General features: G+C 34.4%; 22 protein-coding genes and 1 pseudogene. 6 read left to right on the top strand and 17 right to left on the bottom strand.

The window, feature by feature from the left end; genetic code table 11:
* Nucleotides 1-34: 34 nt before the first annotated feature.
* The 7 genes from ligA to rpsF form a co-directional block, all read right to left on the bottom strand.
* Nucleotides 35-2,032: an NAD-dependent DNA ligase LigA gene (gene ligA, locus Q0Q96_RS04420; protein WP_293872022.1), complete on the bottom strand. Its 1,998-nt coding sequence runs from the start codon at nt 2,030-2,032 to the stop codon at nt 35-37.
* Nucleotides 2,033-2,065: 33 nt separating this feature from the next.
* Nucleotides 2,066-2,749: a hypothetical protein gene (locus Q0Q96_RS04415; RefSeq protein ID WP_293872052.1), complete on the bottom strand. Its 684-nt coding sequence runs from the start codon at nt 2,747-2,749 to the stop codon at nt 2,066-2,068.
* A gap of 28 nt (nt 2,750-2,777) precedes the next feature.
* Complete coding sequence (locus tag Q0Q96_RS04410) at nt 2,778-3,005, bottom strand: hypothetical protein (RefSeq protein WP_293872021.1); 228 nt, start codon at nt 3,003-3,005, stop codon at nt 2,778-2,780.
* A 17-nt stretch (nt 3,006-3,022) separates the two neighbouring features.
* Entirely contained in the window at nt 3,023-3,496 is a 474-nt protein-coding gene (locus tag Q0Q96_RS04405) for a DUF6495 family protein (RefSeq protein WP_293872020.1), read from the bottom strand.
* Between the two features lie 126 nt (nt 3,497-3,622).
* Nucleotides 3,623-4,063, bottom strand: coding sequence for a 50S ribosomal protein L9 (rplI, locus tag Q0Q96_RS04400; protein ID WP_293872019.1), 441 nt, complete (start codon nt 4,061-4,063; stop codon nt 3,623-3,625).
* Between the two features lie 67 nt (nt 4,064-4,130).
* Nucleotides 4,131-4,427, bottom strand: a complete 297-nt coding sequence (rpsR, locus tag Q0Q96_RS04395; protein ID WP_293872018.1) for a 30S ribosomal protein S18 — start codon at nt 4,425-4,427, stop codon at nt 4,131-4,133.
* Between the two features lie 5 nt (nt 4,428-4,432).
* A complete protein-coding gene (rpsF, locus tag Q0Q96_RS04390; protein WP_293872017.1) occupies nt 4,433-4,777 on the bottom strand; it encodes a 30S ribosomal protein S6 in 345 nt (114 codons plus the stop codon).
* Nucleotides 4,778-4,964: 187 nt separating this feature from the next.
* Between rpsF and Q0Q96_RS04385 the strand changes: the two genes are divergently transcribed.
* Entirely contained in the window at nt 4,965-5,660 is a 696-nt protein-coding gene (locus Q0Q96_RS04385; protein WP_293872016.1) for a LytTR family DNA-binding domain-containing protein, read from the top strand.
* A gap of 7 nt (nt 5,661-5,667) precedes the next feature.
* Here Q0Q96_RS04385 and priA read toward each other — a convergent pair whose 3' ends face one another.
* From priA to nadC, 4 genes are read right to left on the bottom strand one after another with little or no spacing between them, the layout of a single operon-like run.
* Nucleotides 5,668-8,118 carry a primosomal protein N' gene (gene priA, locus Q0Q96_RS04380; RefSeq protein ID WP_293872015.1) on the bottom strand — a complete coding sequence of 817 codons (2,451 nt, stop codon included), beginning with the start codon at nt 8,116-8,118 and terminating at the stop codon, nt 5,668-5,670.
* Between the two features lie 11 nt (nt 8,119-8,129).
* Complete coding sequence (locus tag Q0Q96_RS04375; RefSeq protein ID WP_293872014.1) at nt 8,130-8,510, bottom strand: DUF2147 domain-containing protein; 381 nt, start codon at nt 8,508-8,510, stop codon at nt 8,130-8,132.
* Nucleotides 8,511-8,551: 41 nt separating this feature from the next.
* Nucleotides 8,552-9,499, bottom strand: a complete 948-nt coding sequence (locus Q0Q96_RS04370) for a YihY/virulence factor BrkB family protein (RefSeq protein ID WP_293872013.1) — start codon at nt 9,497-9,499, stop codon at nt 8,552-8,554.
* On the bottom strand, nt 9,500-10,357 hold the full coding sequence (nadC, locus tag Q0Q96_RS04365) for a carboxylating nicotinate-nucleotide diphosphorylase (protein ID WP_293872012.1): 858 nt from the start codon (nt 10,355-10,357) through the stop codon (nt 9,500-9,502). It lies immediately after the preceding gene.
* Nucleotides 10,358-10,584: 227 nt separating this feature from the next.
* Here nadC and Q0Q96_RS04360 point away from each other — a divergent pair, with 227 nt between their 5' ends.
* The 4 genes and pseudogenes from Q0Q96_RS04360 (at nt 10,585) to Q0Q96_RS04340 (ending at nt 15,696) form a co-directional block, all read left to right on the top strand.
* The gene (locus tag Q0Q96_RS04360) at nt 10,585-11,607 is read left to right on the top strand and encodes a quinone-dependent dihydroorotate dehydrogenase (RefSeq protein WP_293872011.1); all 1,023 of its coding nucleotides are present in this window, start codon (nt 10,585-10,587) and stop codon (nt 11,605-11,607) included.
* 28 nt (nt 11,608-11,635) lie between these two features.
* Nucleotides 11,636-12,502: a hydroxymethylglutaryl-CoA lyase gene (locus Q0Q96_RS04355; protein WP_293872010.1), complete on the top strand. Its 867-nt coding sequence runs from the start codon at nt 11,636-11,638 to the stop codon at nt 12,500-12,502.
* Between the two features lie 186 nt (nt 12,503-12,688).
* On the top strand, nt 12,689-14,161 hold the full coding sequence (gene guaB / locus Q0Q96_RS04350) for an IMP dehydrogenase (RefSeq protein ID WP_293872009.1): 1,473 nt from the start codon (nt 12,689-12,691) through the stop codon (nt 14,159-14,161).
* Between the two features lie 217 nt (nt 14,162-14,378).
* A pseudogene (locus Q0Q96_RS04340) lies at nt 14,379-15,696 on the top strand (ammonium transporter).
* Nucleotide 15,697: 1 nt separating this feature from the next.
* On the opposite strand, the gene purB reads toward Q0Q96_RS04340, so the two are convergent.
* Together purB and Q0Q96_RS04330 are read right to left on the bottom strand one after the other, a co-directional pair.
* Nucleotides 15,698-17,041, bottom strand: coding sequence for an adenylosuccinate lyase (gene purB / locus Q0Q96_RS04335; protein ID WP_293872007.1), 1,344 nt, complete (start codon nt 17,039-17,041; stop codon nt 15,698-15,700).
* Between the two features lie 125 nt (nt 17,042-17,166).
* Entirely contained in the window at nt 17,167-17,856 is a 690-nt protein-coding gene (locus Q0Q96_RS04330; RefSeq protein WP_293872006.1) for an NAD-dependent deacylase, read from the bottom strand.
* Between the two features lie 56 nt (nt 17,857-17,912).
* Here Q0Q96_RS04330 and Q0Q96_RS04325 point away from each other — a divergent pair, with 56 nt between their 5' ends.
* Nucleotides 17,913-18,569: an RNA methyltransferase gene (locus Q0Q96_RS04325; RefSeq protein ID WP_293872005.1), complete on the top strand. Its 657-nt coding sequence runs from the start codon at nt 17,913-17,915 to the stop codon at nt 18,567-18,569.
* A gap of 3 nt (nt 18,570-18,572) precedes the next feature.
* Here the strand turns inward: Q0Q96_RS04325 and Q0Q96_RS04320 are convergent, their stop codons facing one another.
* The 4 genes from Q0Q96_RS04320 to Q0Q96_RS04305 all read right to left on the bottom strand — a co-directional run bounded on the left by Q0Q96_RS04320 (nt 18,573) and on the right by Q0Q96_RS04305 (nt 23,620).
* The gene (locus Q0Q96_RS04320) at nt 18,573-19,340 is read right to left on the bottom strand and encodes a carboxypeptidase-like regulatory domain-containing protein (RefSeq protein ID WP_293872004.1); all 768 of its coding nucleotides are present in this window, start codon (nt 19,338-19,340) and stop codon (nt 18,573-18,575) included.
* A gap of 216 nt (nt 19,341-19,556) precedes the next feature.
* The gene (locus Q0Q96_RS04315) at nt 19,557-21,527 is read right to left on the bottom strand and encodes a DEAD/DEAH box helicase (protein ID WP_293872003.1); all 1,971 of its coding nucleotides are present in this window, start codon (nt 21,525-21,527) and stop codon (nt 19,557-19,559) included.
* Nucleotides 21,528-21,651: 124 nt separating this feature from the next.
* Nucleotides 21,652-22,227, bottom strand: coding sequence for a non-canonical purine NTP diphosphatase (locus Q0Q96_RS04310; protein ID WP_293872002.1), 576 nt, complete (start codon nt 22,225-22,227; stop codon nt 21,652-21,654).
* A gap of 118 nt (nt 22,228-22,345) precedes the next feature.
* A complete protein-coding gene (locus Q0Q96_RS04305) occupies nt 22,346-23,620 on the bottom strand; it encodes a T9SS type A sorting domain-containing protein (RefSeq protein ID WP_293872001.1) in 1,275 nt (424 codons plus the stop codon).
* Between the last annotated feature and the right edge of the window lie 197 nt (nt 23,621-23,817).

The raw sequence follows: 23,817 nt of genomic DNA, 5'->3' as shown, positions 1-23,817 counted from the left end.
ATAAAAATCAAAGCAATACTAATCAAAAATTTATTTAACTAATCATGCCTAAAAAATCTGTTTCCGAAATTATAGAAACTTTTAATTGATTTGCTTTTTCTAATTTTGCGGGTCCCATATTGTCGCCAGCTAAAACAAAATCAGTTTTGGCAGAAATAGAACTTCCCACTTTTCCGCCATTGTCTTCAATTGCTTTTTTTAAATCGTCGCGAGAGAATTTTTCAAAAACACCTGAAACTACAAAGGTTTTACCGAATAATTTATCGGTAGCATTTGGATTAAATTTTTCAATCAGTTCCAACTGAACTCCGTATTCTTTCAAACGAATAATAATCTTGACATTTTCCTGATTCTCAAAAAATCCTATGACGCTTTGCGCAATCTTCTCTCCTATTTCATCAACCAAAATCAAATCCATAAGAGAAGCACTTTGTAAAGCATCGATAGTTTTATAATGTTTCGCTAATTTTTTGGCAACAGTTTCTCCAACATAACGAATTCCAAGAGCAAATAAGACACGTTCAAAAGAAACTTCCTTTGATTTATGAACACCAATAACTAAATTTTCTGCTGATTTTTGTGCCATTCTTTCCAATGGTAGAATTTGTTCGACAGTTAACTCGTATAAATCAGCGTAATTTTGAACCAAACCATTATTATAAAGTAAAGCTACTGTTTCTCCTCCCAGACCTTCAATATCCATCGCTTTTCGCGAAATAAAATGGTGAATTCTACCTATAATTTGGGGCGGACATCCATAAAAATTAGGGCAATAATGATTGGCTTCTCCTTCTGTTCTTATTAATTCCGAATTACATTCGGGGCAATGTATAATGTATTTCGTTGGTTGCGAATCTTGTTTTCTATTGGTAATATCAACAGCAATAATTTTAGGAATTATTTCGCCTCCTTTTTCAACAAAGACAGTATCGCCAACACGTATATCTAATTTTTCGATTTGATCAGCATTGTGCAATGATGCACGCTTAACAATGGTTCCAGCCAATTGCACAGGTTGCAAATTCGCAACCGGAGTGATTGATCCTGTTCTTCCAACCTGATACGAAATTGAATTTAAAACTGTAGAAACTTGCTCCGCTTTAAATTTATATGCCATTGCCCAACGCGGCGATTTGGCCGTATAACCCAATTCGTCCTGCTGATGAAAATCATTTACTTTTATAACAACACCATCCGTTTCGTAAGGTAAATCATGACGATGTGTATCCCAATAATCAATATATTCAAAAACTTCTTCAATAGAATTGGCGAGTTTGGCTTCTTTTGGAACTTTAAAACCCCAGTTCCTTGCAGTTTCTAGTCCTTCCAATTGTGATTTGATATTCAAATTATTGCCAACAATAAAATAAAGTAAACATTCCAATGGTCGCTTGGCAACTTCGCTGCTGTCTTGCAATTTTAAACTTCCTGAAGCCGTGTTTCTTGGATTTGAATAAGGTGTTTCTCCAATTTCAATTAATTCCTGATTCATTTTTGCAAAGCCTTCATAGGGTAAAATTATTTCGCCACGAATATCAAATCGGGTCGGATATTCGCCATTTAATTTTAACGGAATAGATTTTATCGTTTTAATATTACTGGTTACATCATCTCCCTGAAAACCATCACCACGAGTTACAGCGCGTTTTAATTTTCCGTTTTCATAGGTTATAGAAATTGATGCACCATCATATTTTAATTCACAAGTATATTTCAAGGGAACATTTCCGAGCACTTTTTGAATTCTGTTTTCCCAGTCTATTAAATCTTCTTTAGAATAGGAATTGTCCAGTGAATACATTCTGTAATCATGAACAACAGTATTGAAATTTTTTGTAATGGTTCCGCCAACCCGTTGTGTTGGTGAATCATCATCGTAGAATTCAGGATGTTGTTTTTCTAAATCCTGAAGTTGTTTTAGTTTTTGGTCAAATTCAAAATCAGAAATAGTTGGAGTATCCAACACATAATAATTGTGATTGTGTTGGTTGAGTTCCTCACGAAGCAACTGAATGGTTTGACCAAATTCCATAAAATTCTACTAATATGGCACTAAAATACAATTTTATTTAGAAAGATTTTTGAAAAATTCCCATGTAATTTCGGCACCTTCAATCGACTCGTTTTGTTTTCCAACAATTCTTTGGATAAACCTAGAAAGCACATATTTTTTGCCCGGCATTGTGTGCCCGCCATCTTCTATTTCATAATATTGAATTTCATTGTTTTTATTTCCTTTATTGTAGATAGTACTCGTTATTGGCTGCATTTCAATAGTATTGTATTTAATTATATCTTTAGAGATAGATGTTCCTTTGAAATTATTTTTGACCCAAAAATCTACTGTTTCTTGTGATGACAAGAAATATTCTTTCTTCAATTTAGACTTTCCGCCGTAAAAAGGCATAAACTTATCTTTTTTTCCATTTACTATCATTACAGGAATAGGAATGTTTGAAACTTTACACTCACTTTCTTCAGATAGGTTGGCATTGAAAGCAGCTATTGCGGTTATTTTGTTCGGAATTTCAAGTCCAAGACGATAGCACATTAATCCACCATTGGAAACCCCGGTAACAAATATTTTTTTATTATTTACATTGTATTTCCCAATGGAAAAATCAATCAATTTAGAAATAAAACCTACATCATCAGCATTATTATCATTAGGATAAACTCTGCAATCGTTCCAAATTAAATTATTTCCTTGCGTTGCTCCAGTTTTTAAGTTTGTACCATTAGGAACAATTAGTAAAAAATGTTCTTTTTCGGCAACATCATTCCCAATACTTTGATGCTCCTGCTCTGTCGTTGTAAATCTCTTCTTTTGATTGTGTTCCTCCGTGAAGCTGAATTACCAAAGTGGGATTTTGATTCAGATTTGATGGGGCATACATATCATAATATCGAGTTGTACCATCAATAAGAATTTCTAAATCTTTGTGCCAACCACTAGTTTGTGAGACAGAAGTAAAAGAAACAAATAAAATGAATAATAATTTCATAGTATAAAATCTTAAAATTACGACTGGATTATTCCGTTCATTTGAAGGTATAGTTGTCCATCGCTCAAGATGGCTCCTTCTTTTATCAAATCAAAAATGGCAGCATTTCGTTCGACTCCGTATTCTTTTTTACCCAAATGAATTTCAACTGCATCTGTAAATATAGTATCACTTAACCATTGCAATCCCTCTTTTTCCATAAAATCGACTTGTGGTTCTAATGCTTTTAAAACAATAGATTGAATTAATTTTTCTTGGCAATGAAAGAGGAAAATATGGTTTTTAGAAAAATGCTCTAAATAAGTAGCATTTGTTAAAACACCTTCCCATATCAAATCAGAAAAAACGTCTAGTACTTGCTCGGCTACTTCAGGTTTATCCAATTTTATTTTATCCCATTCTGCTTTATCAATAGATTGTGAAGCGAGGAAATTTATAAATTCCTGATATAAAGCTTCAAATTGTTCTTTGGCTAATCTTTTATATTTCATTTATGCTGAACTTCTTTCAGCATCTTTTATCAGATGCAATTATTTTAACTTGGAAAGAATCTGAAATAAATTCAGATAAAAAAAATCCCGATGTGAGTCGGGATTTACTATTTATTAATCGAAATATTATACTTCGGCTACAATTTCATAGGGTAACTCTACAACTACATCTCTGTGAAGTCTTACAGTTGCTGTATATTTACCTGTTCGTTTTACCAAACCACTTGTTATGAATTTTCTATCAACAGTTTGTCCTGCTTTTTCTAATGCAGCAGCAATATCAATATTTGATATTGAACCAAATAATTTTTCTCCACCGGCTTTTGCTGTGATTTTAATTTCGATGGCTTTTAAAGCTTCTCCTAATGCTTTTGCATCGTTTACCACTTTAGACTCTTTATGTGCTCTTTGTTTTAAATTTTCAGCTAAAATTTTTTTTGCTGAAGGTGTTGCTAATTGAGCATGACCTTGTGGAATTAAAAAATTACGACCGTAACCATTTTTTACAGTTACTAAATCATCTTTAAATCCTAAATTTTGAACGTCTTGTTTTAATATAAGTTCCATGTTGTTGTCCTTGTTATAGAAGTTAGTCTCGTTGAATCTCAACGAGACAACAACTTTAATTAATTAATTATTTTAATAAATCGGCCACATATGGCATTAAAGCTAAATGACGAGCTCTTTTAACTGCTACTGACACTTTTCTTTGGTATTTTAAAGAAGTACCTGTTAAACGACGTGGAAGAATTTTACCTTGCTCGTTTACAAATTTCAATAAGAAATCTGCATCTTTATAATCAATATATTTGATTCCAGATTTTTTGAAACGACAATACTTTTTAGTCTTATTGATTTCTATGTTCAGAGGAGTAAGATATCTGATATCTCCTTCTTTCTTTCCCGAAGCGGATTGTTGTAAATTTGCCATAATAATTAAGCTTTAGATGATTCTTTTAATTTGGTTCTTCTTCGTTCAGCCCAAGAAATGGCATGCTTATCTAAACTTACAGTTAGGAAACGCATAACTCTCTCGTCACGTCTAAATTCAGTTTCAAAGGCAATTAGGATTTCTCCTGAAACTTTAAATTCGAATAAATGGTAAAAACCACTTTTCTTGTTTTGGATTTCGTAAGCTAATTTTTTTAAGCTCCAATCCTCTTTGGATACCATCTGTGCTCCTTTTGACGTAAGAAAATCTTCAAATTTGCTTACTGTTTCCTTTACCTGAACTTCAGATAAAACGGGATTTAAGATGAAAACAGTTTCGTAATGATTCATAATTATATGATTAATTTTAAATTGGGCGCAAATATAGAAAAGATAATTTAATTAACAATCACAAGTTATCTTAAATCGTTCAAAAGTAAAAAATATCGTTTAAAGGTAAAAATAATCGACAAAACGTTAGGTGGATTAAAAAAAAGTATCTATTTTTACCTCACCAAATCTATAATAAAAAAATATTATGAAACTAAATTGTGTTGTTGTTGACGATAGTTCAATCCAAAGGATGATTATCGCGAAGTTAGTAAATAATCATCCCAATCTACATTTAGTGGGAGATTTTTCTAATGCAATCGAAGCAAAAAATTGCATGTCGGTTCATACCGTTGACTTAATTTTCCTTGACATCGAAATGCCAGTCATTAGTGGTTTTGATTTTCTTGATGGATTAAAAGTAAAACCTCAAATTATTTTTATTACGTCAAAGGCAGAATATGCTATGAAAGCATTTGATTATGACGCTACGGATTACCTACAAAAACCGATAGCTCTTGATCGTTTCAATGCCTCCGTTAGAAGAGCAATGGATTTCCATTTGCTTAAAAAAGAAAATCAAGAAGAAGAAGGTGATCATATTTTCATTAAAAGCAATCTTAAAAAACTTAAAATTTATACCAATAAAATTAAGTGGATAGAAGCTTACGGAGATTATGTTAAAGTAGTGACAGAAGAAGACAGCAATCTTGTTCTTTCAACTATGAAATCATTTGAAAATGATTTATCAAAAGAAAAGTTTATTAGAGTTCACAAATCCTATATTATTAATATTGACAAGGTAGAACGTTTTAATAGTAAATTTGCTGAAATTGGAGTTACGAAGATTCCTTTGAGCCGAAATAAAAAAGAAGATTTGATTAAAGCTTTGGCTGTTTCTTAACTTTTAATTAATAAAAATCCACATTTACAGTAACTTTTATTGATCTGTATTGTGAAACTAATTCAAAACTATTCAGTACTTTCTGAATAGTTTTTTTTGTGTTTAGCAATCCTTTATCCCCTTGAATCTTGACCATCAAAGTACGAATATATTCGTTTCTAATTCTGCTAATCGCAGGCTCTTCGGGACCAAGAACAGGAGTTGACAAGTTTTGTTGCAAAACTTTATGCAACCACAAAGAACCCTCTTTTAATTTTTCGAAATCTCGATGTTTTAAGGTTAACTTAATTAAACGATAGAATGGTGGATAGAAATACATTTTCCGTTCTTGTAATTGTTCTTTAAACATAGCGTCGTAATCATTGTTTGTGACTTGCTGAATAATAGTATGCATCGGATTATAGGTCTGAATAATCACATTACCACGTTTTTCTGCGCGACCCGCCCTACCCGCAACTTGAGTCATCATTTGATAACTTCTTTCAAAAGCGCGAAAATCGGGATGATACAGCATATTATCCGCATTCATTATTCCTACCAAAGAAACATTATCAAAATCCAGTCCTTTCGCCAGCATTTGAGTTCCAACTAAAACATCAATTTCACGATTTTTAAATCCATCGATGATTTTTTCAAAACTATATTTACCTCTGGTAGTATCTTGATCCATCCGCTTGATATTCTTTGTTGGGAATAGTTCTGCGAGTTCCAATTCGATTTGTTCGGTTCCAAAACCTTTGGTTTCCAAATCAACGCTCAAACAAACATGACAATTTATTGGTTTAGACATATTATGACCACAATAATGACATCGTAATTGATTTTTAAATTTATGATATGTCAAACTCACATCACATTGTGGACATTGAGGTACATGACCACAAGTGAAACATTCCAACACAGGCGAGAAACCTCTTCGATTTTGAAATAAAATAACTTGTTCTCCGTTTGCAAAAGCTTCGGTGATGTATTCAATCAAAGTTAAACTGAAATGACCTTTCATCTTTTTTCGAAAATAACTATCTTTTAAATCTACTAACTCAATTTTGGGCATTTGTACTTTTCCAAATCGTTCTTTTAAAGTAATCAAACCATACTTCCCGGAAGTTGCATTAAAAAACGTTTCAATACTTGGAGTAGCCGAGCCTAATAAAACTTTTGCTTTATGCGCATTTGACAAAACTATTGCAGCATCTCGAGCATGATATCGTGGAGCGGGATCTTGTTGTTTGAATGTTGATTCGTGCTCTTCATCAACAATGACCAAACCTAAATTATCGAACGGTAAAAACAAAGCCGACCTCGCTCCTATTACTATTTGCGATGCTTCAGAATTTTGTAAAACATTTTGCCAAACTTCCACTCTTTCGTTATTACTATATTTAGAATGAAAAACGGCTACTTTGTTGCCAAAATATTTTGTTAATCGAGAAACCAACTGCGTTGTCAAAGCTATTTCGGGCAGTAGATACAGCACTTGTTTTCCTTGAGTTAAATAATTCTCAATAAGTTTAGTGTAAATTTCGGTTTTACCGCTTGATGTTACTCCGTGCAAAAGTGAAACTTCTTTTTCTTTAAAAGATTTTTCAATTTCATTAAAGGCTTGTTGTTGTGGCTGACTTAAAATCAATTCATTATCAATCTTATTTTTATCAAAATTCACACGGTCTTCCTGAATGAAATATTCTTCAAATATTTGTTTATCCACCAAAGCTTTTAAAATAGTTGCTGATGAATTTGCAGTTTCTGTTAATTGTTTTACCGAAATTGGTTTCCTTTCTTGCCCTTGTAATTGAAAATATTGAAGCACCAAATTTTTTCTCTTTTCAGATTTCAAACTGTCCAAAAGTTCCAACAGTTTTTTTTCTGATAGATAATCTTCGTTTAAACGAATATACTTAATGAGTTTGGGTTTGTATACCTCTTGAATTTCCTCTTGAAGCGAAATGATATTTTTACTAATCAGTTTTTGAATAACTGGCAAAACGGTTTTTTTATCCAAAATATCAATTATATTCTGAATATTCAGCGATGATTGTCTTTGTAACGCTTCAAAAATGAGAAACTCATCATCTGATAATTCTTTCTCATCAACAAAAGTGGTTGATTGTCGAGAAATTATTGTTTCACTTTCTAATAATAGTGCTGATGGCAAAGCTCCACGATACACATCGCCAATGTTACACATATAATAAGACGCAATCCAAAACCAATGATTGATTTGAAATTCGTTTACAATAGGCTTTTCATCAAGGATTTGATGGATTTCTTTGGCTTCGTATAATGTTGGTTTGTTTTGATGTACATCGATTACAAGTGCAGTATAAATTTTGTTTTTACCAAAAGGAACTGCTATTCTCATTCCTTTTTTAATAAAAGCATACTCTAATTTTGAAACCTTGTAAGTGAAAGTTTTAGATAAGGAAAGCGGAATAATAACTTCAATGAAGTAAAACATTTTTTGTATCGTTATTTTATTCTTATCCAAGTTTGCGATCTTCCAAAAAGCGGAATGCCAATGTACCCGCGAACGACAAGTTTATCTTTTGCTTCTAATGTGATTTTGCAATGGTAACTTTTCCCATTTTTTGGATCGACAATTTTTCCTCCATCGTAAAAATCACCTTTGTTTTTTAATCCTTTGATAATAACCATTCCTAAAATGGGCTTACTTTTAGCTTCGCCTTCGCACTTTTCGCATTTAAGATGCTTTTTATCTGCTTCAAAAATTTCGATTATTTTTCCGTAAACTTTTCCTTTATGTTCAAAAATATCAACAATGCCTTTTTCTTTACCCGTCTCGTCGTCAATGGTTTTCCACTTCCCAAAAACGGTTTGTGAAAAACTCATTTGGAAAAAAAATAAAACGAAAATAAGGTGTATTTTTAGGTTCATAAAGTATCTAATTCTTTTTGTTTTTCACGTTTAATATGATTTATAGCAGCATTCAGATCAAAGCCTAAAAGCAAAACCATTGAATTTATCCAAATATAAAACATTACTATGAGCAATGTTCCTATTGAGCCATAAAGCTCGTTGTATTTTGAAAATTTTAATACCCAAATTCCAAAAAAGTAAGACGAGATAATTATCAAACTGGTTGTTACCACTGAACCTATAGATATAAAAGATCTTTTTCTAGCGCCTTTTATTCCAAACCGAAATAGTATTGAAGTTGCCATTAATATCATAAGGATTACGAATCCATATCTTCCCATTTCTATCAAATGAATTTTATCTGACAGAACATCCTGAATTTTTGTTTTTTGAATAAAAACCTCAAAAATTATAATTGCTGACACTGTAATTAGTAATAAAAAAGAGAGTAAAATGGATAAAACCAATGCTACAAGATATTGTTTTAAAAATTTCCGTTTTAAGGAAACATGAATATGATGCGAACTTTCAAATCCACCAAGTATGGCATTTACACCGTTGGTCATCAAAAAAATAGCCATCACAAAACCTGTTGAAAGTAATCCGCTGTGACTGTTGTGCAATATATCATTGATGATTTTATAAATAGCATCGTAGGTTGTTGGTGGAACACTTTGCTGAACAAATCCGAGAAAATCTTCCTGAAAACCTTGAATTGGGATATATGGAATGAGATTCAGAATAAAAAGAGCAAACGGAAACAACGCCATAAAAAAGCTAAAAGCAATGGCTGTTGCCCGGTACGAAATATCACCTTCAATAATTCCATAAAAGTATAAATCAAGTAAATTATACAAAGACATCCCATGAAGCCAAGGTAATTTTATTTTTTGCAATAAAAACACAATTTGCTTTATGATTGGAAATTTTATGAATTTTTTTTCGGTCTGTAGTTCAGTCATTTAAAATGCTTTTAAACTTAAATCCATATTATGAACAGAATGCGTTAAAGCTCCAGATGAAATATAATCTACGCCGCATTCTGCGTACTGTCGAATCGTTTTTTCGTTTATATTTCCAGAGCTTTCTGTTAAACATTTAGTGCCAATAAGTGTCACGGCTTTACGTGTATCTTCAAAATTAAAATTGTCAATTAAAACTCGGAAAACGCCGTCATTTTCTAAAATCTCTTTGATTTCGTCAAGGTTCCTGGCTTCAACAATAATTTTTAAATCAAGGTGATTGATTTTCAAAAATTCTTTGGTTTTGTTGATGGCATTGGTAATTCCTACGGCAAAATCATTATGATTATCTTTTAACATAATCATATCGTACAACGCAAAACGATGATTTTCGCCACCACCAATTTTGACCGCCCATTTTTCACAGGCTCTGAATCCCGGAGTAGTTTTTCGAGTATCTAATATCTTGGTTTTGGTGCCTTCTAAAAGCTTGACATATTGATTGGTTTTGGTCGCAATTGCTGACATTCTTTGCATCGAATTCAATACCAATCGCTCGGCTTTCAAAATAGATTGAGAACTTCCCGAAACATTAAAAACAATATCCCCATACTTGACTTCCGCTCCATCATTTATAAAGGTTTCAATTTGCAAAGTGGCATCAACTTTTTCAAAAATCATTTTTGCAAATGCCACTCCCGCTATTATTCCGGTATCTTTTACTAAAAGTTTAGCTTTTCCTCGGGCATCTGCAGGAATACAAGCCAATGAGCTGTAATCACCCGAGCCAATATCCTCACGAATACCATTTTGAATAATTATAGTAAGCTCATTTTGAAATTGTTGTTCTGTAATCATTGGGCAACTATTGATTGGCTAAAGTAATTTGAAAATTTTAAAATTTGGAAATTTGGAAATGAAAATAATAACATTAATTTAAATTTTATCAATCTGTTACGAAATTAACATTTTATAAAATCAATTGCGTTGCTATTTTTAAAGCTTTACAGTTTTATTCTACTATCATTTTCAAATTTCCAAATTTTCAAATTAAAGATTACATTTGCGACACATCACAACAACTCATGTACAAACTACTAATTCGCCCGATTTTATTTTGGTTTGATCCCGAAGAAGTGCATCACTTTTCGTTTAGTTTTATCAAATTTATCTGCAAAATTCCTTTTTTTCCAAGCATTTTTAAATCGATTTATGAAGTAAAAGATGTTCGTTTAGAAAGAGAAGTTTTTGGATTAAAATTTAAAAACCCTGTTGGATTAGCAGCTGGATTTGATAAAGATGCTAAATGCTACAAGGAACTGTCCAACTTTGGTTTCGGGTTTATCGAAATTGGAACTTTGACACCAAAACCACAAGATGGAAACCCAAAAAAACGTTTGTTTCGACTGAAAAAAGATAGTGCAATCATCAACCGAATGGGCTTCAATAACGCAGGAGTTGATGAAGCAGTTATCCGATTAAAGAAAAATAAAAGTATTCTCATTGGCGGAAATATTGGAAAAAACAAAATCACCGAAAACGAAAATGCAACTTCAGATTACCTTATTTGTTTTGAAACATTATTCGATTATGTTAATTACTTTGTTGTGAATGTAAGTTCTCCTAACACGCCAAATTTAAGAGCTTTACAAGATAAAGAACCCTTGACTGCTCTGTTGCAAACCCTTCAGAATGAAAATTTGGCAAAGCCGAAACCAAAACCAATTCTTTTAAAAATCGCTCCCGATTTGACCGACGAACAATTGTTGGACATTATCGATATTGTTAACGAAACCAAAATCGCAGGTGTAATTGCAACAAATACGACAATCTCAAAAGATAATTTAATTTCAGAAAATAAGTTACAAACCGGCGGTTTATCTGGAAAACCTTTGGCAAAACGTTCCACTGAAGTCATTCGTTTTCTCTTTGAAAAAAGCAACAAAGCGTTTCCAATCATTGGTGTTGGCGGAATTCATTCGGCAGAAGATGCCATAGAAAAACTGAATGCTGGGGCAAGTTTAGTCCAATTGTACACTGGGTTTATTTATGAAGGTCCGAAGTTGGTGAAAGAAATCAATAGAAAAATTCTTGAAAATTCTTTGTAACTTGGCACCATTACAATAAATTAAGTCTTTGAATCCAAAAATAAAAATCATAGAATGTCCACGTGATGCCATGCAAGGGATCAAAGATTTTATTCCTACCCAAAAGAAAGTCGATTATATTCAGTCTTTGCTTCGTGTTGGATTTGATACGATTGATTTCGGAAGTTTTGTATCACACAAAGCAATTCCGCAAATGCAAGACACAGCCGAAGTTTTGGCTCAATTGGATTTATCGCAAACGCAAAGTAAATTATTAGCCATTATTGCCAACACACAAGGTGCTCAAATAGCTTCTATTCATAAAGAGATTCAATATTTAGGTTTTCCGTTTTCTATTTCAGAGAATTTTCAAATGCGTAATACACATAAAACGATAATCGAAAGTTTAGTCACACTTCAGGAAATTTTAGACATTGCTGATGCTTCCAACAAAGAAGTCGTAACCTATATTTCTATGGGATTCGGGAATCCATATGGAGATCCGTGGAATGTAGAGATTGTTGGCGAATGGACAGAAAAACTTGCGAATATGGGCGTTAAAATCCTTTCGCTTTCTGATACTGTTGGAAGTTCAACTCCAGATGTAATTACATACTTGTTTTCCAATTTAATTTCAAAATATACTCAAATCGAATTCGGTGCGCACCTGCATACTACTCCAGATAAATGGCACGAAAAGATTGATGCTGCCTACAAAGCTGGATGTATTCGGTTTGATGGTGCCATTCAAGGTTTTGGCGGCTGCCCCATGGCAAAAGATGATTTAACTGGTAATATGCCAACCGAAAAACTCCTCTCCTATTTCACTACGCAAAAAGCGGATACCAACACGAGCCCAATGAGTTTTGAAAGCGCATACAATGAAGCAACAAAAATCTTTACTGCCTATCATTAGTGAAAATACGAAGTACAAGGTACGAAATACGAAGTTTGCATTTAGTTTTACTGACTTCTCAATTTTTTACTTTCTCTTTGTCCCAATATTTCGTACTTCCAACTTCGTACATCGTACTTTTTACTTATATTTGCATGCAATTTAACTACAACACTGAACCAAGTTCAGCATAAACTACAAATTGCAATGAAAGCACACACAACTAAAATCGTTGGAGAAGGTCTTACTTACGACGATGTATTGCTCATCCCAAATTATTCCGAAGTTTTGCCGCGCGAAGTTAGCATCCAATCGAAGTTTTCGAGAAATATTACTTTGAATGTTCCTATTGTTTCTGCAGCAATGGATACCGTTACCGAAAGTTCAATGGCGATTGCCATGGCACAGGAAGGCGGCATTGGCGTATTGCACAAAAACATGTCGATTGAACAACAGGCAGCAAAAGTGAGAAAAGTAAAGCGTGCAGAAGCCGGAATGATTATCGATCCTGTAACGTTGCCCTTAACCGCAACTGTTGGCGATGCTAAAATGGCGATGAAGGAATATGGTATTGGTGGAATTCCAGTCGTGGATCAAAACGGCATATTGAAGGGAATTGCCACTAACAGAGATTTACGTTTCGAAAAAATAAATTCCCGTTCGATAATAGAAGTTATGACTTCTGAAAACCTGGTAACCGCTGCAGAAGGAACAACTTTGCAGGAAGCCGAAGGTATTTTACAGAAAAACAAAATTGAAAAACTTCCGGTTGTTGACGATAACTTCAAACTGATAGGATTAATCACTTTTAGAGATATCACCAAGTTGACCCAAAAACCAATTGCGAACAAGGACACATTCGGACGTTTGCGTGTGGCTGCGGCTATCGGCGTTACCGCTGATGCATTAGAAAGAGCAACCGCTTTGGTAAATGCAGGAGTTGATGCCGTAATTATTGACACAGCACACGGACATACGCAAGGGGTTGTTACAGTTTTAAAAGAAGTAAAAGCTAAATTCCCAAATCTTGATGTGGTGGTTGGAAATATTGCAACTCCCGAAGCAGCACTTTATTTAGTTCAAAATGGCGCTGATGCTGTGAAAGTAGGTATTGGACCGGGTTCGATTTGTACAACACGAGTTGTCGCTGGGGTAGGATTTCCACAATTTTCTGCGGTTTTGGAAGTCGCTGCAGCTTTAAAAGGAACGGGAGTTCCAGTAATTGCCGATGGCGGAATTCGTTATACAGGAGATATTCCTAAAGCGATTGCGGCTGGTGCCGATAGTGTAATGTTAGGTTCATTATTAGCTGGGACAAAAGAATCTCCAGGAGAAACGATAATCTTTGAAGGAAGAAAATTCAAATCCTACCGCGGAATGGGTTCTATTGAAGCCATGGAAGATGGTTCGAAAGACCGCTACTTTCAGGATGTGGAAGATGATATCAAAAAATTAGTTCCCGAAGGAATTGTGGGGCGCGTTCCTTACAAAGGCGAATTAAACGAAAGTATGCAGCAATTTGTTGGCGGACTTCGCGCTGGAATGGGTTACTGTGGCGCCAAAGATATTCCAACACTTCAGGAAACAGGGAGTTTTGTTAGGATTACGCAAAGTGGCATTGGTGAAAGTCATCCTCATAATGTAACCATTACTAAAGAGTCGCCGAATTATTCGAGATAATTATTAGTCATTAGACAAAAGTGAGAAGGCATAAGTTGAATCTTGTGCCTTTTTTATTTGTACAGTCGTAAGTAAATTATCATTAAGTATATTAGTACCCTTAAATAAAATGGGGGGGTAAAATCTATTATTAAATAAAAATCATTCTGTTTATTTAATTTTTTAGAGTTAGTGCACATAAATTTAATATTTTTACACAAAATTCAATTTAATAATAATGAAACCCAGAAAAATTGTTTTAAGTGTTATACTCATCACCATTTTGATTTTAACCTTTTTCTCAAATGTTATTTTTCAAAATCAAGCCAGTCCAACAGAAATTACAAAATTTGACACGGGAGACACTGCCTGGATGATTGTTGCCACTGCATTAATACTCTTAATGACGCCAGGTTTAGTTTTTTTTATGGCGGAAGGTCGGAAATAAAAACGTAATTAGTACCATGCTTCAAAGCTTTATGGCGATGGTAATCGTAAGTGTATTATGGGTTGTGGTTGCCTATGGTTTATGCTTTGGTCCATCTTTAGGTGGTTTTATAGGAAATCCAATTCCAAATTTATTTTTTAATAATGTAGGCGTGACTTCTTCTTGGTCATTGGCACCAACAGTTCCTTTACTCTTATTTGCCCTTTTTCAGGTTAAGTTTGCGATTATTACCCCAGCTCTTATTACTGGTGCTTTTGTGGAACGGATTCGGTTTTGGGCCTATATGCTGTTTATGGTTTTATTCATTTTGTTTGTATACGCACCTCTCGCCCATTGCACATGGCATCCCGATGGGATTTTATTTAAATTGGGCGTTCTGGATTTTGCAGGTGGAACTGTAGTTCACATGAGTGCAGGTTGGGCAGCATTGGCTGGAGCGATTTTTTTAGGAAAAAGAAAAGTTCAGAAAGCAAATCCGGCTCGAATTACGTATGTTTTATTGGGTACAGGATTGCTATGGTTCGGATGGTTCGGTTTTAATGCGGGATCAGCTATGGGAGCAAATAGTTTGGCTGTACAAGCTTTAGGAACTACAACTATGGCGGCTGCATCGGCATCTATGGCTTGGGTATTTATGGATAAAATACTTGGGCACAAACTCTCTGCAATGGGAGCTTGCATAGGAGCTGTCCTGGGTTTGGTTGCGATAACTCCGGCTGCAGTTTATGTTAGTATTGCTCACGCTATAACCATCGGAATCATTTCTAGCGTGGTTAGTAATTTTACCGTCAGCCAATTCCCGAAAGGAAAAATTGATGACGCGCTTGATGTTTTTGCCTGTCACGGCGTTTGGGGAATGACAGGAATGATTCTGACAGGTGTATTTGCTTCAAAAGCAATAAATGCAGCTGTTGTAGATTAAGGATTGTTATTTGGAGAAACTAAATTGTTCACAAACCAATTAATAGCTTTAGTTTGTATTTCTGTGTTTCCTTTTGTGGCATCCTATGCGCTTTTTTACATTGTTAATAAAATTACGCCGTTACGAGTTAGTGAGGATAAAGAAGCGTTAGGATTGGATATTACGCAGCATGGGGAATACTTGTAAACTAAATTCCAGTATAATTACTAGGCGTAATCAGCATTAATTCAGCTTTGATTACATCAGTAACATCTAATGATTTTATAAAATCATGAATTGCGTTTTTATCGATGACAGAATTGGTTCTGGTTAGACTTTTCAATGCTTCATACGGATTTGGATATCTTTCGCGACGTAAAATGGTTTGAATAGCTTCGGCAACTACAGCCCAGTTTTTCTCTAAATCCTCCGCAAATTTATATTCGTTTAAGACTAATTTGTTCAACCCATTTAATGTTGCATCGAAAGCAATTAAGGTATGTCCGATTGGAACTCCAATATTCCGCAACACTGTGCTGTCAGTCAAATCACGTTGCAATCTTGAAATGGGCAATTTTGCTGAAAGATGCTCGAATATTGAATTGGCAATTCCCAAATTACCTTCCGAGTTTTCAAAATCAATTGGGTTTACTTTGTGAGGCATCGCCGAGGAACCTATTTCGCCCTCTTTAATTTTTTGTTTAAAATATTCCATCGAAACATACGTCCAGATATCTCTATCCAAATCGATGACGATATTGTTGATTCTTTTCAGCGCATCAAAAAATGCTGCAAAATGATCATAATGTTCTATTTGAGTCGTTGGAAATGAATGTTGTAAACCGAGAGTGTTTTCCACGAAAGTGGTACCAAACTGTTTCCAGTCTACATTTGGATATGCAACATGGTGCGCATTGAAATTCCCTGTGGCTCCACCAAACTTAGCCGCAAACGGAATGTTAAACAACAAACGCATTTGTTCTTCCAGACGTTCTACAAAAACTAAAATCTCTTTCCCTAACCGTGTTGGCGACGCTGGTTGTCCGTGTGTTCTAGCTAACATCGGAATGTCTTTCCATTCCATTGCCAATTCCTTTAGTTTTGCGACTAATCCGATTAATGCTTTTAAATATACTTCCTGAAACGCTTCCTTTGTTGATAGCGGAATAGCGGTATTATTGATGTCTTGTGAGGTTAAACCAAAATGAATAAACTCTTTGTAAGTTGATAATCCTAACCCTTCAAACTTTTCCTTGATAAAATATTCAACTGCCTTTACATCGTGATTGGTCGTTTTTTCGGTGTCTTTTATCCAATGAGCATCTTCGGTTGTAAAGTTTTTATATAGATTACGCAAGCTGCCAAAAACAGCAGAATCAACTCCTTTTAGTTGCGGCAAATCGGCCTCACATAGCGCAATGAAATACTCAACTTCCACCAAAACTCGGTATTTGATTAGTGCTTCTTCGGAGAAATAGTTAGAAAGCGTTTTGGTTTTGCTTCTATATCTTCCGTCAATGGGTGAAACGGCGTTTAGTGGTGTTAATGACATATGTAGTGGTTGTGTTGTTGAAGGATGCAAATTTAGGTATTCCTATTTAGAATATAGAGAATAGAAGATAGAAAATAATAATCGATGAAGAGAGAACAGACTGTCTCTTGTCTTTTTGTCCTCTATTATCTTTTCAACAACTTCGCTCGTAATAATGGTACTCCTTCAGTAGCGTTCATCGGAATAACTTCCAGCGGATTTTGCAAATTATTAATGCTTGCCGGTCTTGGATCGATGTAAAAAACTTTAGTCTTTGGATTCGCATAATGCATCAAACTTGCGGCCGGGTAAACCTGAAGTGATGTACCAATAACAGCTACATAGTCTGCTTGTTCTATGATGCTTATTGCTTCTTCTAAAGCTGGAACCATTTCACCAAACCAAACAATATGTGGGCGCAACTGATTGCCTTCATCATCAGCATCTCCAAGGATTAAATCGTACTGCCAGTCTAAAATATAATCTTCGTTTTTAGTGCTTCGTACTTTTAATAGCTCGCCATGCAAATGCAAAACATTAATGCTACCCGCCTGCTCATGCAAATTGTCTACATTTTGAGTGATAATATGCACATGAAAATCATTTTCGAGTTCAGCCAAAGTAGTATGCCCAAGATTTGGTTTTACTTGAAGTAACTGTCTGCGGCGTTGGTTATAAAAATCCAAAACCAATGCTGTGTTCCTTTGCCAACCTTCAGGCGACGCAACATCCATAACATTATGACCTTCCCATAATCCATCAGCATCGCGAAAGGTTTTAATTCCGCTTTCCGCAGAAATTCCAGCTCCTGTTAAAACAACTAGTTTCTTTTTCATTTTATAAATTTAAAGTAAAATTATACATTTTTGTTATTTTTGACAAAACTCATATCATGATTGACCTCGATTTTCTTACTTACCTAGAAGAATTCATAACCGACAATCGCAAAGAACGCTTTAAAACCATATTGGCAAATAGAACCAATCATTTTACGATAGTGGTGGAAGATCTCTTTCAGTTTCATAATACGAGTGCGGTCATGCGCAGTTGTGAGGTTTTTGGAATTCAGGAAATTAATATCATAGAGCAACGTTTTGGTAAAAACATTGACAAAGAAATAGCTATGGGTGCTCAAAAATGGGTTGATATTAATAAATTTTCAACTATTTCCCATTGCATGAAAAGCCTCAAAAACAAAGGCTATCAAATTATTGCCACCACGCCTCACAATGATTCCTGTTTGTTACAAGATTTTGATATAACTAATAAAAGTGCTTTGTTTTTTGGCACCGAAAAAGAAGGTCTTTCAGAAGAAGTTATGAGTCAAGCGGATGGTTTCTTGAAAATTCCGATGGTTGGTTTTACTGAAAGTTTGAATATATCAGTTTCGGCAGCAATTATTATTCAGGACATCACAACGCGGTTACGTCAAACAAACATCAAATGGCAACTTACGGAAGAAGAGTTGTTAGAAAAGCGCATTCAATGGGCTAAAAACACCATTAAGGATATTAAACAAGTTGAAGAACGGTATTATGCAACGAAATAATGATTATTTCTTCTTCAAGACCTTGTACTGCTCGTAGCACTCACTAATAGCATCCATGATTTGTAAATCGTTTGCAGTTTTGATAAACTCTTCAGAATAACTACAACGGGTAAGAATTTCAGCTATTTCTTTTTTGTCAACACCCAGCAATACACCCAAGGTTTCCCTATCAAATTTAGATTCCAAGAGATGCCTAACCGTATCATCCTTTTTCATCTTCTTAAGTTTCTTAAGCTCACTGGATTTGTTGCCAAAGAAATTATATAGCATATCTGATGGATTAAAAATTGAGCCTAAAACTCTTGAGAATGCGCCCGGAGAGGTTTCGCCTGTTTCATATCCTTGCGATAAACCTGAAATACTGTAACGAAAATTATCTTTGTCAGGAATCAATTTGGAATCAATTTCGAGGTAGCCTGTTAAGTCATATTTTTTTACAATTACTTCTTCTAAAGCAATTGCTTTTTCGGTCAGTTGTATTTTGGCAGTGCCGTTTTTGAGCCAGTCATTAGTCACTCTCACACGCAATGATTGGTAGCCTAACAACGAAATATGCAAGGTGTCATTTACACTAACTTCTAATTCAAAAAAACCTCTAACATCAGTTATAACTCCTTTTACTTTATTAATGTTGATTACATTTGCGTTGGGTATTAGTAATAAAGTATTGTCGTTGATAATGGTTCCGTTAACTTTTTGAGTTATTGAATTGTTTTGTGCCGATGCACCAATATAAAAAATAAATAAATAGAAAAGCGTGAAATATCTCATAGCCATTTTTAACGGTTTAAAAGTATGAAACTCTTTTAAGATATTTTGCAGTTTGGCTTTAGAATTAGAACAAAATTAACAAAATCCAAAAATTATAAATCGTATAACTCCTGTTATTGAACAAATAAAAAAACTCTGATTTTGTTAAGAAATCAGAGTTTTTATGAAATCCCAAATTATTGAATTTTGAACTTTTGTTTTTATAATTTAAAAGCGTTAACTTTTTCTTGGTCTTCTCGTTTTAGCGTCATCAAAAGAACGTCCAGCTGGTCTATCGCTGCCTTCTGATCGTCTTGGAGCAAGGCCTTCTCTTTGTGCTGAACCTGGCTCTCTTCTTGGAGCGCTGTCACGATTAAAACCACTTTCTCTTCTTGGTCTGTCTGTATTTTCTCTTGGTGCAGCATTTCTATCGCTTTTAAAACCAGTTTCTTTTCTGGGTCCAAAACTTCCGCCACCTGAATTTCTTCTGTCTCCACCTGCGCTACGTTCTCCTCTAAAACCACCTGAACTTCTACCGCCACCAAATCCGCCGCCACTTCGACCGTTATGGTCACGTCTTTCACGACTTCCACCATCATTTTTAGAGATTTCAACGTTGATTCTTCTTCCATTCATATCAAATCCGTTAAGGACTGACATTACTTTTTCTGCATGTTCCCCATCGGTATTAAAAAATGAAAAACCTTCTTTTACATCTACTTTAAAGACATCATCGCGACCTAAATCAAGCGTGTCTTTCAAGAAATCTTTTAATTGCATCCAATCAAAATCATCTCTTGAACCGATGTTTACGAAATAACGAACAGGATCTCCGGCTCTGATTTCTCTTGGTTCAGAACTACGTTCGCTTCTTTCACTGCCTTTTTCGCCTGATAAATCACGTTTCTTTTTATAGTAGTTGATGAATCGGTTAAATTCAACCGAAACCATTTTCTTAATTAATTCTTCTTTCGATAAACCATCCAAAACTTCATTGATTGCCGGGAGATAATTGTCTATCTCATGGTCAACTTCGGTATCTTTAATTTTATTGGCTAAATGTAATAATTGGATTTCGCAGATTTCAATTCCAGATGGAATCGTTTTTTCTTGAAATTTTTGTTGAATAATTCTTTCGATAGACGAAATCTTGCGCAATTCACTTTTGGTAATAATTACGATAGAAGTTCCTAGTTTCCCAGCACGACCTGTACGTCCAGAACGGTGCGTATAAGTTTCTATTTCATCGGGTAACTGATAGTTTACAACATGTGTAATGTTATCAACGTCTATGCCACGTGCGGCAACATCTGTGGCGACAAGCATTTGAATTTGACGACCACGAAACGATTTCATAACGCCATCACGTTGTGCTTGCGATAAATCACCATGCAACGCTGCTGCATTGTATCCATCTTCGATTAATTTTTCAGCAACGGCTTGCGTATCGCGTTTGGTTCTACAAAAAACTACCGAGAAAATATCCGGATTAGCATCTGCCAATCTTTTCAAAGCTTCGTAACGATCTCGTGCATTCACACAATAAAATTCATGAGAAACGGTAGCCGTACCTGAATTTTTACTTCCCACAGTAACTTCGGCAGGATTGTTCATAAATTTTTTGGCTATGCGCGCTACTTCTGCAGGCATAGTTGCCGAAAATAACCAAGTGTTTTTCTCGTCTGGAGTGTCTGATAATATTGAAACGATATCTTCATAGAATCCCATGTTCAACATCTCATCGGCTTCGTCAAGAATACAGAAATTTATGTTTTTGATGTTAACCAAACCACGATTAATCATGTCTTGCATTCTTCCTGGTGTTGCCACAATAATTTGGGCTCCACGTTTAATTTCTCGGGCTTGTTCTGTAATGCTAGCACCACCATAAACCGCAACGGTATTCAAACCTTTTACATATTTTGAGTATTGTTTAATCTCATTAGTGATTTGTAAACAAAGCTCACGCGTTGGGGATAAAATTAATGCTTGCGTGCTTCTGTCTTCAGCATCAATTTTTTGTATTAGCGGAAAACCAAATGCTGCTGTTTTCCCTGTACCTGTTTGTGCTAAAGCTACTAAATCGGTGTTTTGTTCCAATAGTGCTGGAATCGCTTTTTGTTGCACTTCTGACGGATTCTCAAATCCTAGATCTTTGATCGCCAGCAGTAACGATTCATTCAGACCTAATTGTTCAAATTTATTCATATTGTATTTTAAAATTTGGTGCAAAGATAAACTTTAAATACCATAAAAACTAATTTGTTATTTACTGATAATTAGATAGTTGCTGGTTTTTAGTTGTTGGTTAATGAAATCCTACTGCAACTAATTATAAATTAGTGCAAAACTCAACCAATTGTTTCACTGACAATCCACGATGACTAATGCTTGATTTTTCTTCTATAGTTAGCTCGGCAAAAGTTTTATCAAAACTATCAGCAACGAAAATTGGGTCGTAACCAAAACCATTGGTTCCAAATTTTTCTTTTGTAATTTTTCCATTGATAATGCCTGGAAAAAGATACTGTTTTCCTTTTAGATTTAAACAAATTACAGTTTTAAAATTGGCTTTTCTGTTGGTTTCATACTTAAGTTTACTCAATAATTTATGCATATTTTCATTAGCAGTGCTATTTTCACCTGCATAACGTGCCGAATAAACACCGGGTTCACCATTTAAAGCTTCAACTTCTAATCCAGTGTCGTCAGCAAAACAATTGTAACCATAGTTGGAAGTAACATAATTGGCTTTCAAAATGGCATTTCCTTCAATAGAAGTTGCGGTTTCAGGAATTTCTTCATTGCATCCAATAGATTCTAAACTCAAAATTTGAATAGATGACGGAAGCAAGAGTTGCATTTCTTTTATCTTATTCAAATTGTTAGAAGCAAAAACTAATTTCATAATTAGAAGTGATAAAATAATTTCAAGCTTTTTTGTTTTTGAGCAATCCTACTGTAAGTTCAGCAAAACGCATAAAAAAGGAGCTTTTAAGCTCCATTTTTAATTATTACTTTATTCTTTATTTTACAATTACTTGTAAAGATTTTGTATTGGTTGGTGTAGTAAATTTACAAATGTATATTCCAGTTTGTAAATCAGAGGCATCAATAGCTTGATAGTTCATACCCGTAGTTAATTCATTTTGAAACACTACTTCTTTTACAGTTCTTCCGAGTGTATCAAGTAAAGAAACTTTAGTTTTTTGAATTTCCTCAAGTGAAAAGGTGAAATGAATTTGTTTGTCTTGAGTAGGATTTGGTGCAATACTAAAATGATTACTATTCGATACAAAATCATTTGTTGATAAAGTTGTCGTTATTAACCAAATCATGCCGTTCATTAATAATCGTTGGTGATTACCGCCAGCATCACCTGTATAACCATTGTATAATGTATCTCCCGGATCTCCTGTTCCGTCATCAGGAATAGAACTATCCCCTATTGCAAAAACTTTACCTGCTTGATAAGTAGCGGCAGCAATTAAAACATTTGTAGTTGCAGTAGTTGCAGATGTTTTGTAAACTAAACCTCTAACAGAACTATTTGCGGTAGTATTTAAAGACATTGATGTTCCGTTGGTGAATTTTATTTGATTGACCATACCAAAAGGGCCATTTAAAATGCTGCTATAATAAGGATTAGTAGAAGGAGCCATATTGGCGTAGGTTCCCGAAAAGTTTTGTAAATCGAAAGCAATTCCAAAAGGATTGCTTTGAACTGTGTTATTGGTCATTAAATCATTCCATATTACAGGAGAATCTACACCATCAAAATTTCTATCGGAAATGGTATGATCAGAAATCATCATTAATCCTCCACCGTTTTTAACAAAATTTACAATTGCTGCTTTTTCATTAACACTAAATGACATGTTCGGTTCGTCAACAACAAAAACTTTGTAATTACTTAAATCCTGAACATTTGTAGAATTTCCATAAGTAATTTGTGCGTTAAAAGGTAATGTTTCCACAATGTAACCGCGTTTAGCACAATCAACAGCCATTGCAGATAGAGAACCTTCCCAATAGGTTTCTGCAGTAGAAGATGTAATGCCTGATTGAGCAGGAGTAGGAATCCTTTGAGGATTGGACTGTCCTGATCCACTGCTAGCGTATGGCAAATGAGTGGTACTGCTAAAAAAAATGTTGTGTATGTCTGCATCAATCACCCAGTCGGCATTACTTGCCATTTCGGCTTTAGTAGCATCAAAAAGAATTTTATTATTTTGTGCAACAGCAGAAAAAATATTTAAAAAAATTACGGTTAAAAATAAAATGTAAAATGTTGATTTCATTGTATTTGATTTATTAGCATACAAACTTAATACATTAATTATTTATCGAACAGTTATGATTGTTAATTTTTTTTAATTGTATTTTAAATCTCAAGATTTTAAATAATTAATCAAAATTACTCTTTAATAATTACTTTAGCCACGAATAGAAGCGGAGTAACTATCATTAAAGATTTATTTAAAAGAATACTAACATG

This window comes from Flavobacterium sp. (assembly GCF_025352015.1).
Lineage (GTDB): Bacteria > Bacteroidota > Bacteroidia > Flavobacteriales > Flavobacteriaceae > Flavobacterium.
This window is presented reverse-complemented; position numbering and strand designations above follow the sequence as displayed.

Excerpts from the sequence above, each read along its gene's own strand:
- ligA (WP_293872022.1), bottom strand. The coding sequence starts at position 2,032 with ATGGAATTTGGTCAAACCATTCAGTTGCTTCGTGAGGAACTCAACCAA.
- Q0Q96_RS04410 (WP_293872021.1), bottom strand. The coding sequence starts at position 3,005 with ATGAAATTATTATTCATTTTATTTGTTTCTTTTACTTCTGTCTCACAA.
- Q0Q96_RS04405 (WP_293872020.1), bottom strand. The coding sequence starts at position 3,496 with ATGAAATATAAAAGATTAGCCAAAGAACAATTTGAAGCTTTATATCAG.
- rplI (WP_293872019.1), bottom strand. The coding sequence starts at position 4,063 with ATGGAACTTATATTAAAACAAGACGTTCAAAATTTAGGATTTAAAGAT.
- rpsR (WP_293872018.1), bottom strand. The coding sequence starts at position 4,427 with ATGGCAAATTTACAACAATCCGCTTCGGGAAAGAAAGAAGGAGATATC.
- rpsF (WP_293872017.1), bottom strand. The coding sequence starts at position 4,777 with ATGAATCATTACGAAACTGTTTTCATCTTAAATCCCGTTTTATCTGAA.
- Q0Q96_RS04385 (WP_293872016.1), top strand. The coding sequence starts at position 4,965 with ATGAAACTAAATTGTGTTGTTGTTGACGATAGTTCAATCCAAAGGATG.
- priA (WP_293872015.1), bottom strand. The coding sequence starts at position 8,118 with ATGTTTTACTTCATTGAAGTTATTATTCCGCTTTCCTTATCTAAAACT.
- Q0Q96_RS04375 (WP_293872014.1), bottom strand. The coding sequence starts at position 8,510 with ATGAGTTTTTCACAAACCGTTTTTGGGAAGTGGAAAACCATTGACGAC.
- Q0Q96_RS04370 (WP_293872013.1), bottom strand. The coding sequence starts at position 9,499 with ATGACTGAACTACAGACCGAAAAAAAATTCATAAAATTTCCAATCATA.
- nadC (WP_293872012.1), bottom strand. The coding sequence starts at position 10,357 with ATGATTACAGAACAACAATTTCAAAATGAGCTTACTATAATTATTCAA.
- Q0Q96_RS04360 (WP_293872011.1), top strand. The coding sequence starts at position 10,585 with ATGTACAAACTACTAATTCGCCCGATTTTATTTTGGTTTGATCCCGAA.
- guaB (WP_293872009.1), top strand. The coding sequence starts at position 12,689 with ATGAAAGCACACACAACTAAAATCGTTGGAGAAGGTCTTACTTACGAC.
- purB (WP_293872007.1), bottom strand. The coding sequence starts at position 17,041 with ATGTCATTAACACCACTAAACGCCGTTTCACCCATTGACGGAAGATAT.
- Q0Q96_RS04330 (WP_293872006.1), bottom strand. The coding sequence starts at position 17,856 with ATGAAAAAGAAACTAGTTGTTTTAACAGGAGCTGGAATTTCTGCGGAA.
- Q0Q96_RS04325 (WP_293872005.1), top strand. The coding sequence starts at position 17,913 with ATGATTGACCTCGATTTTCTTACTTACCTAGAAGAATTCATAACCGAC.
- Q0Q96_RS04320 (WP_293872004.1), bottom strand. The coding sequence starts at position 19,340 with ATGAGATATTTCACGCTTTTCTATTTATTTATTTTTTATATTGGTGCA.
- Q0Q96_RS04315 (WP_293872003.1), bottom strand. The coding sequence starts at position 21,527 with ATGAATAAATTTGAACAATTAGGTCTGAATGAATCGTTACTGCTGGCG.
- Q0Q96_RS04310 (WP_293872002.1), bottom strand. The coding sequence starts at position 22,227 with ATGAAATTAGTTTTTGCTTCTAACAATTTGAATAAGATAAAAGAAATG.
- Q0Q96_RS04305 (WP_293872001.1), bottom strand. The coding sequence starts at position 23,620 with ATGAAATCAACATTTTACATTTTATTTTTAACCGTAATTTTTTTAAAT.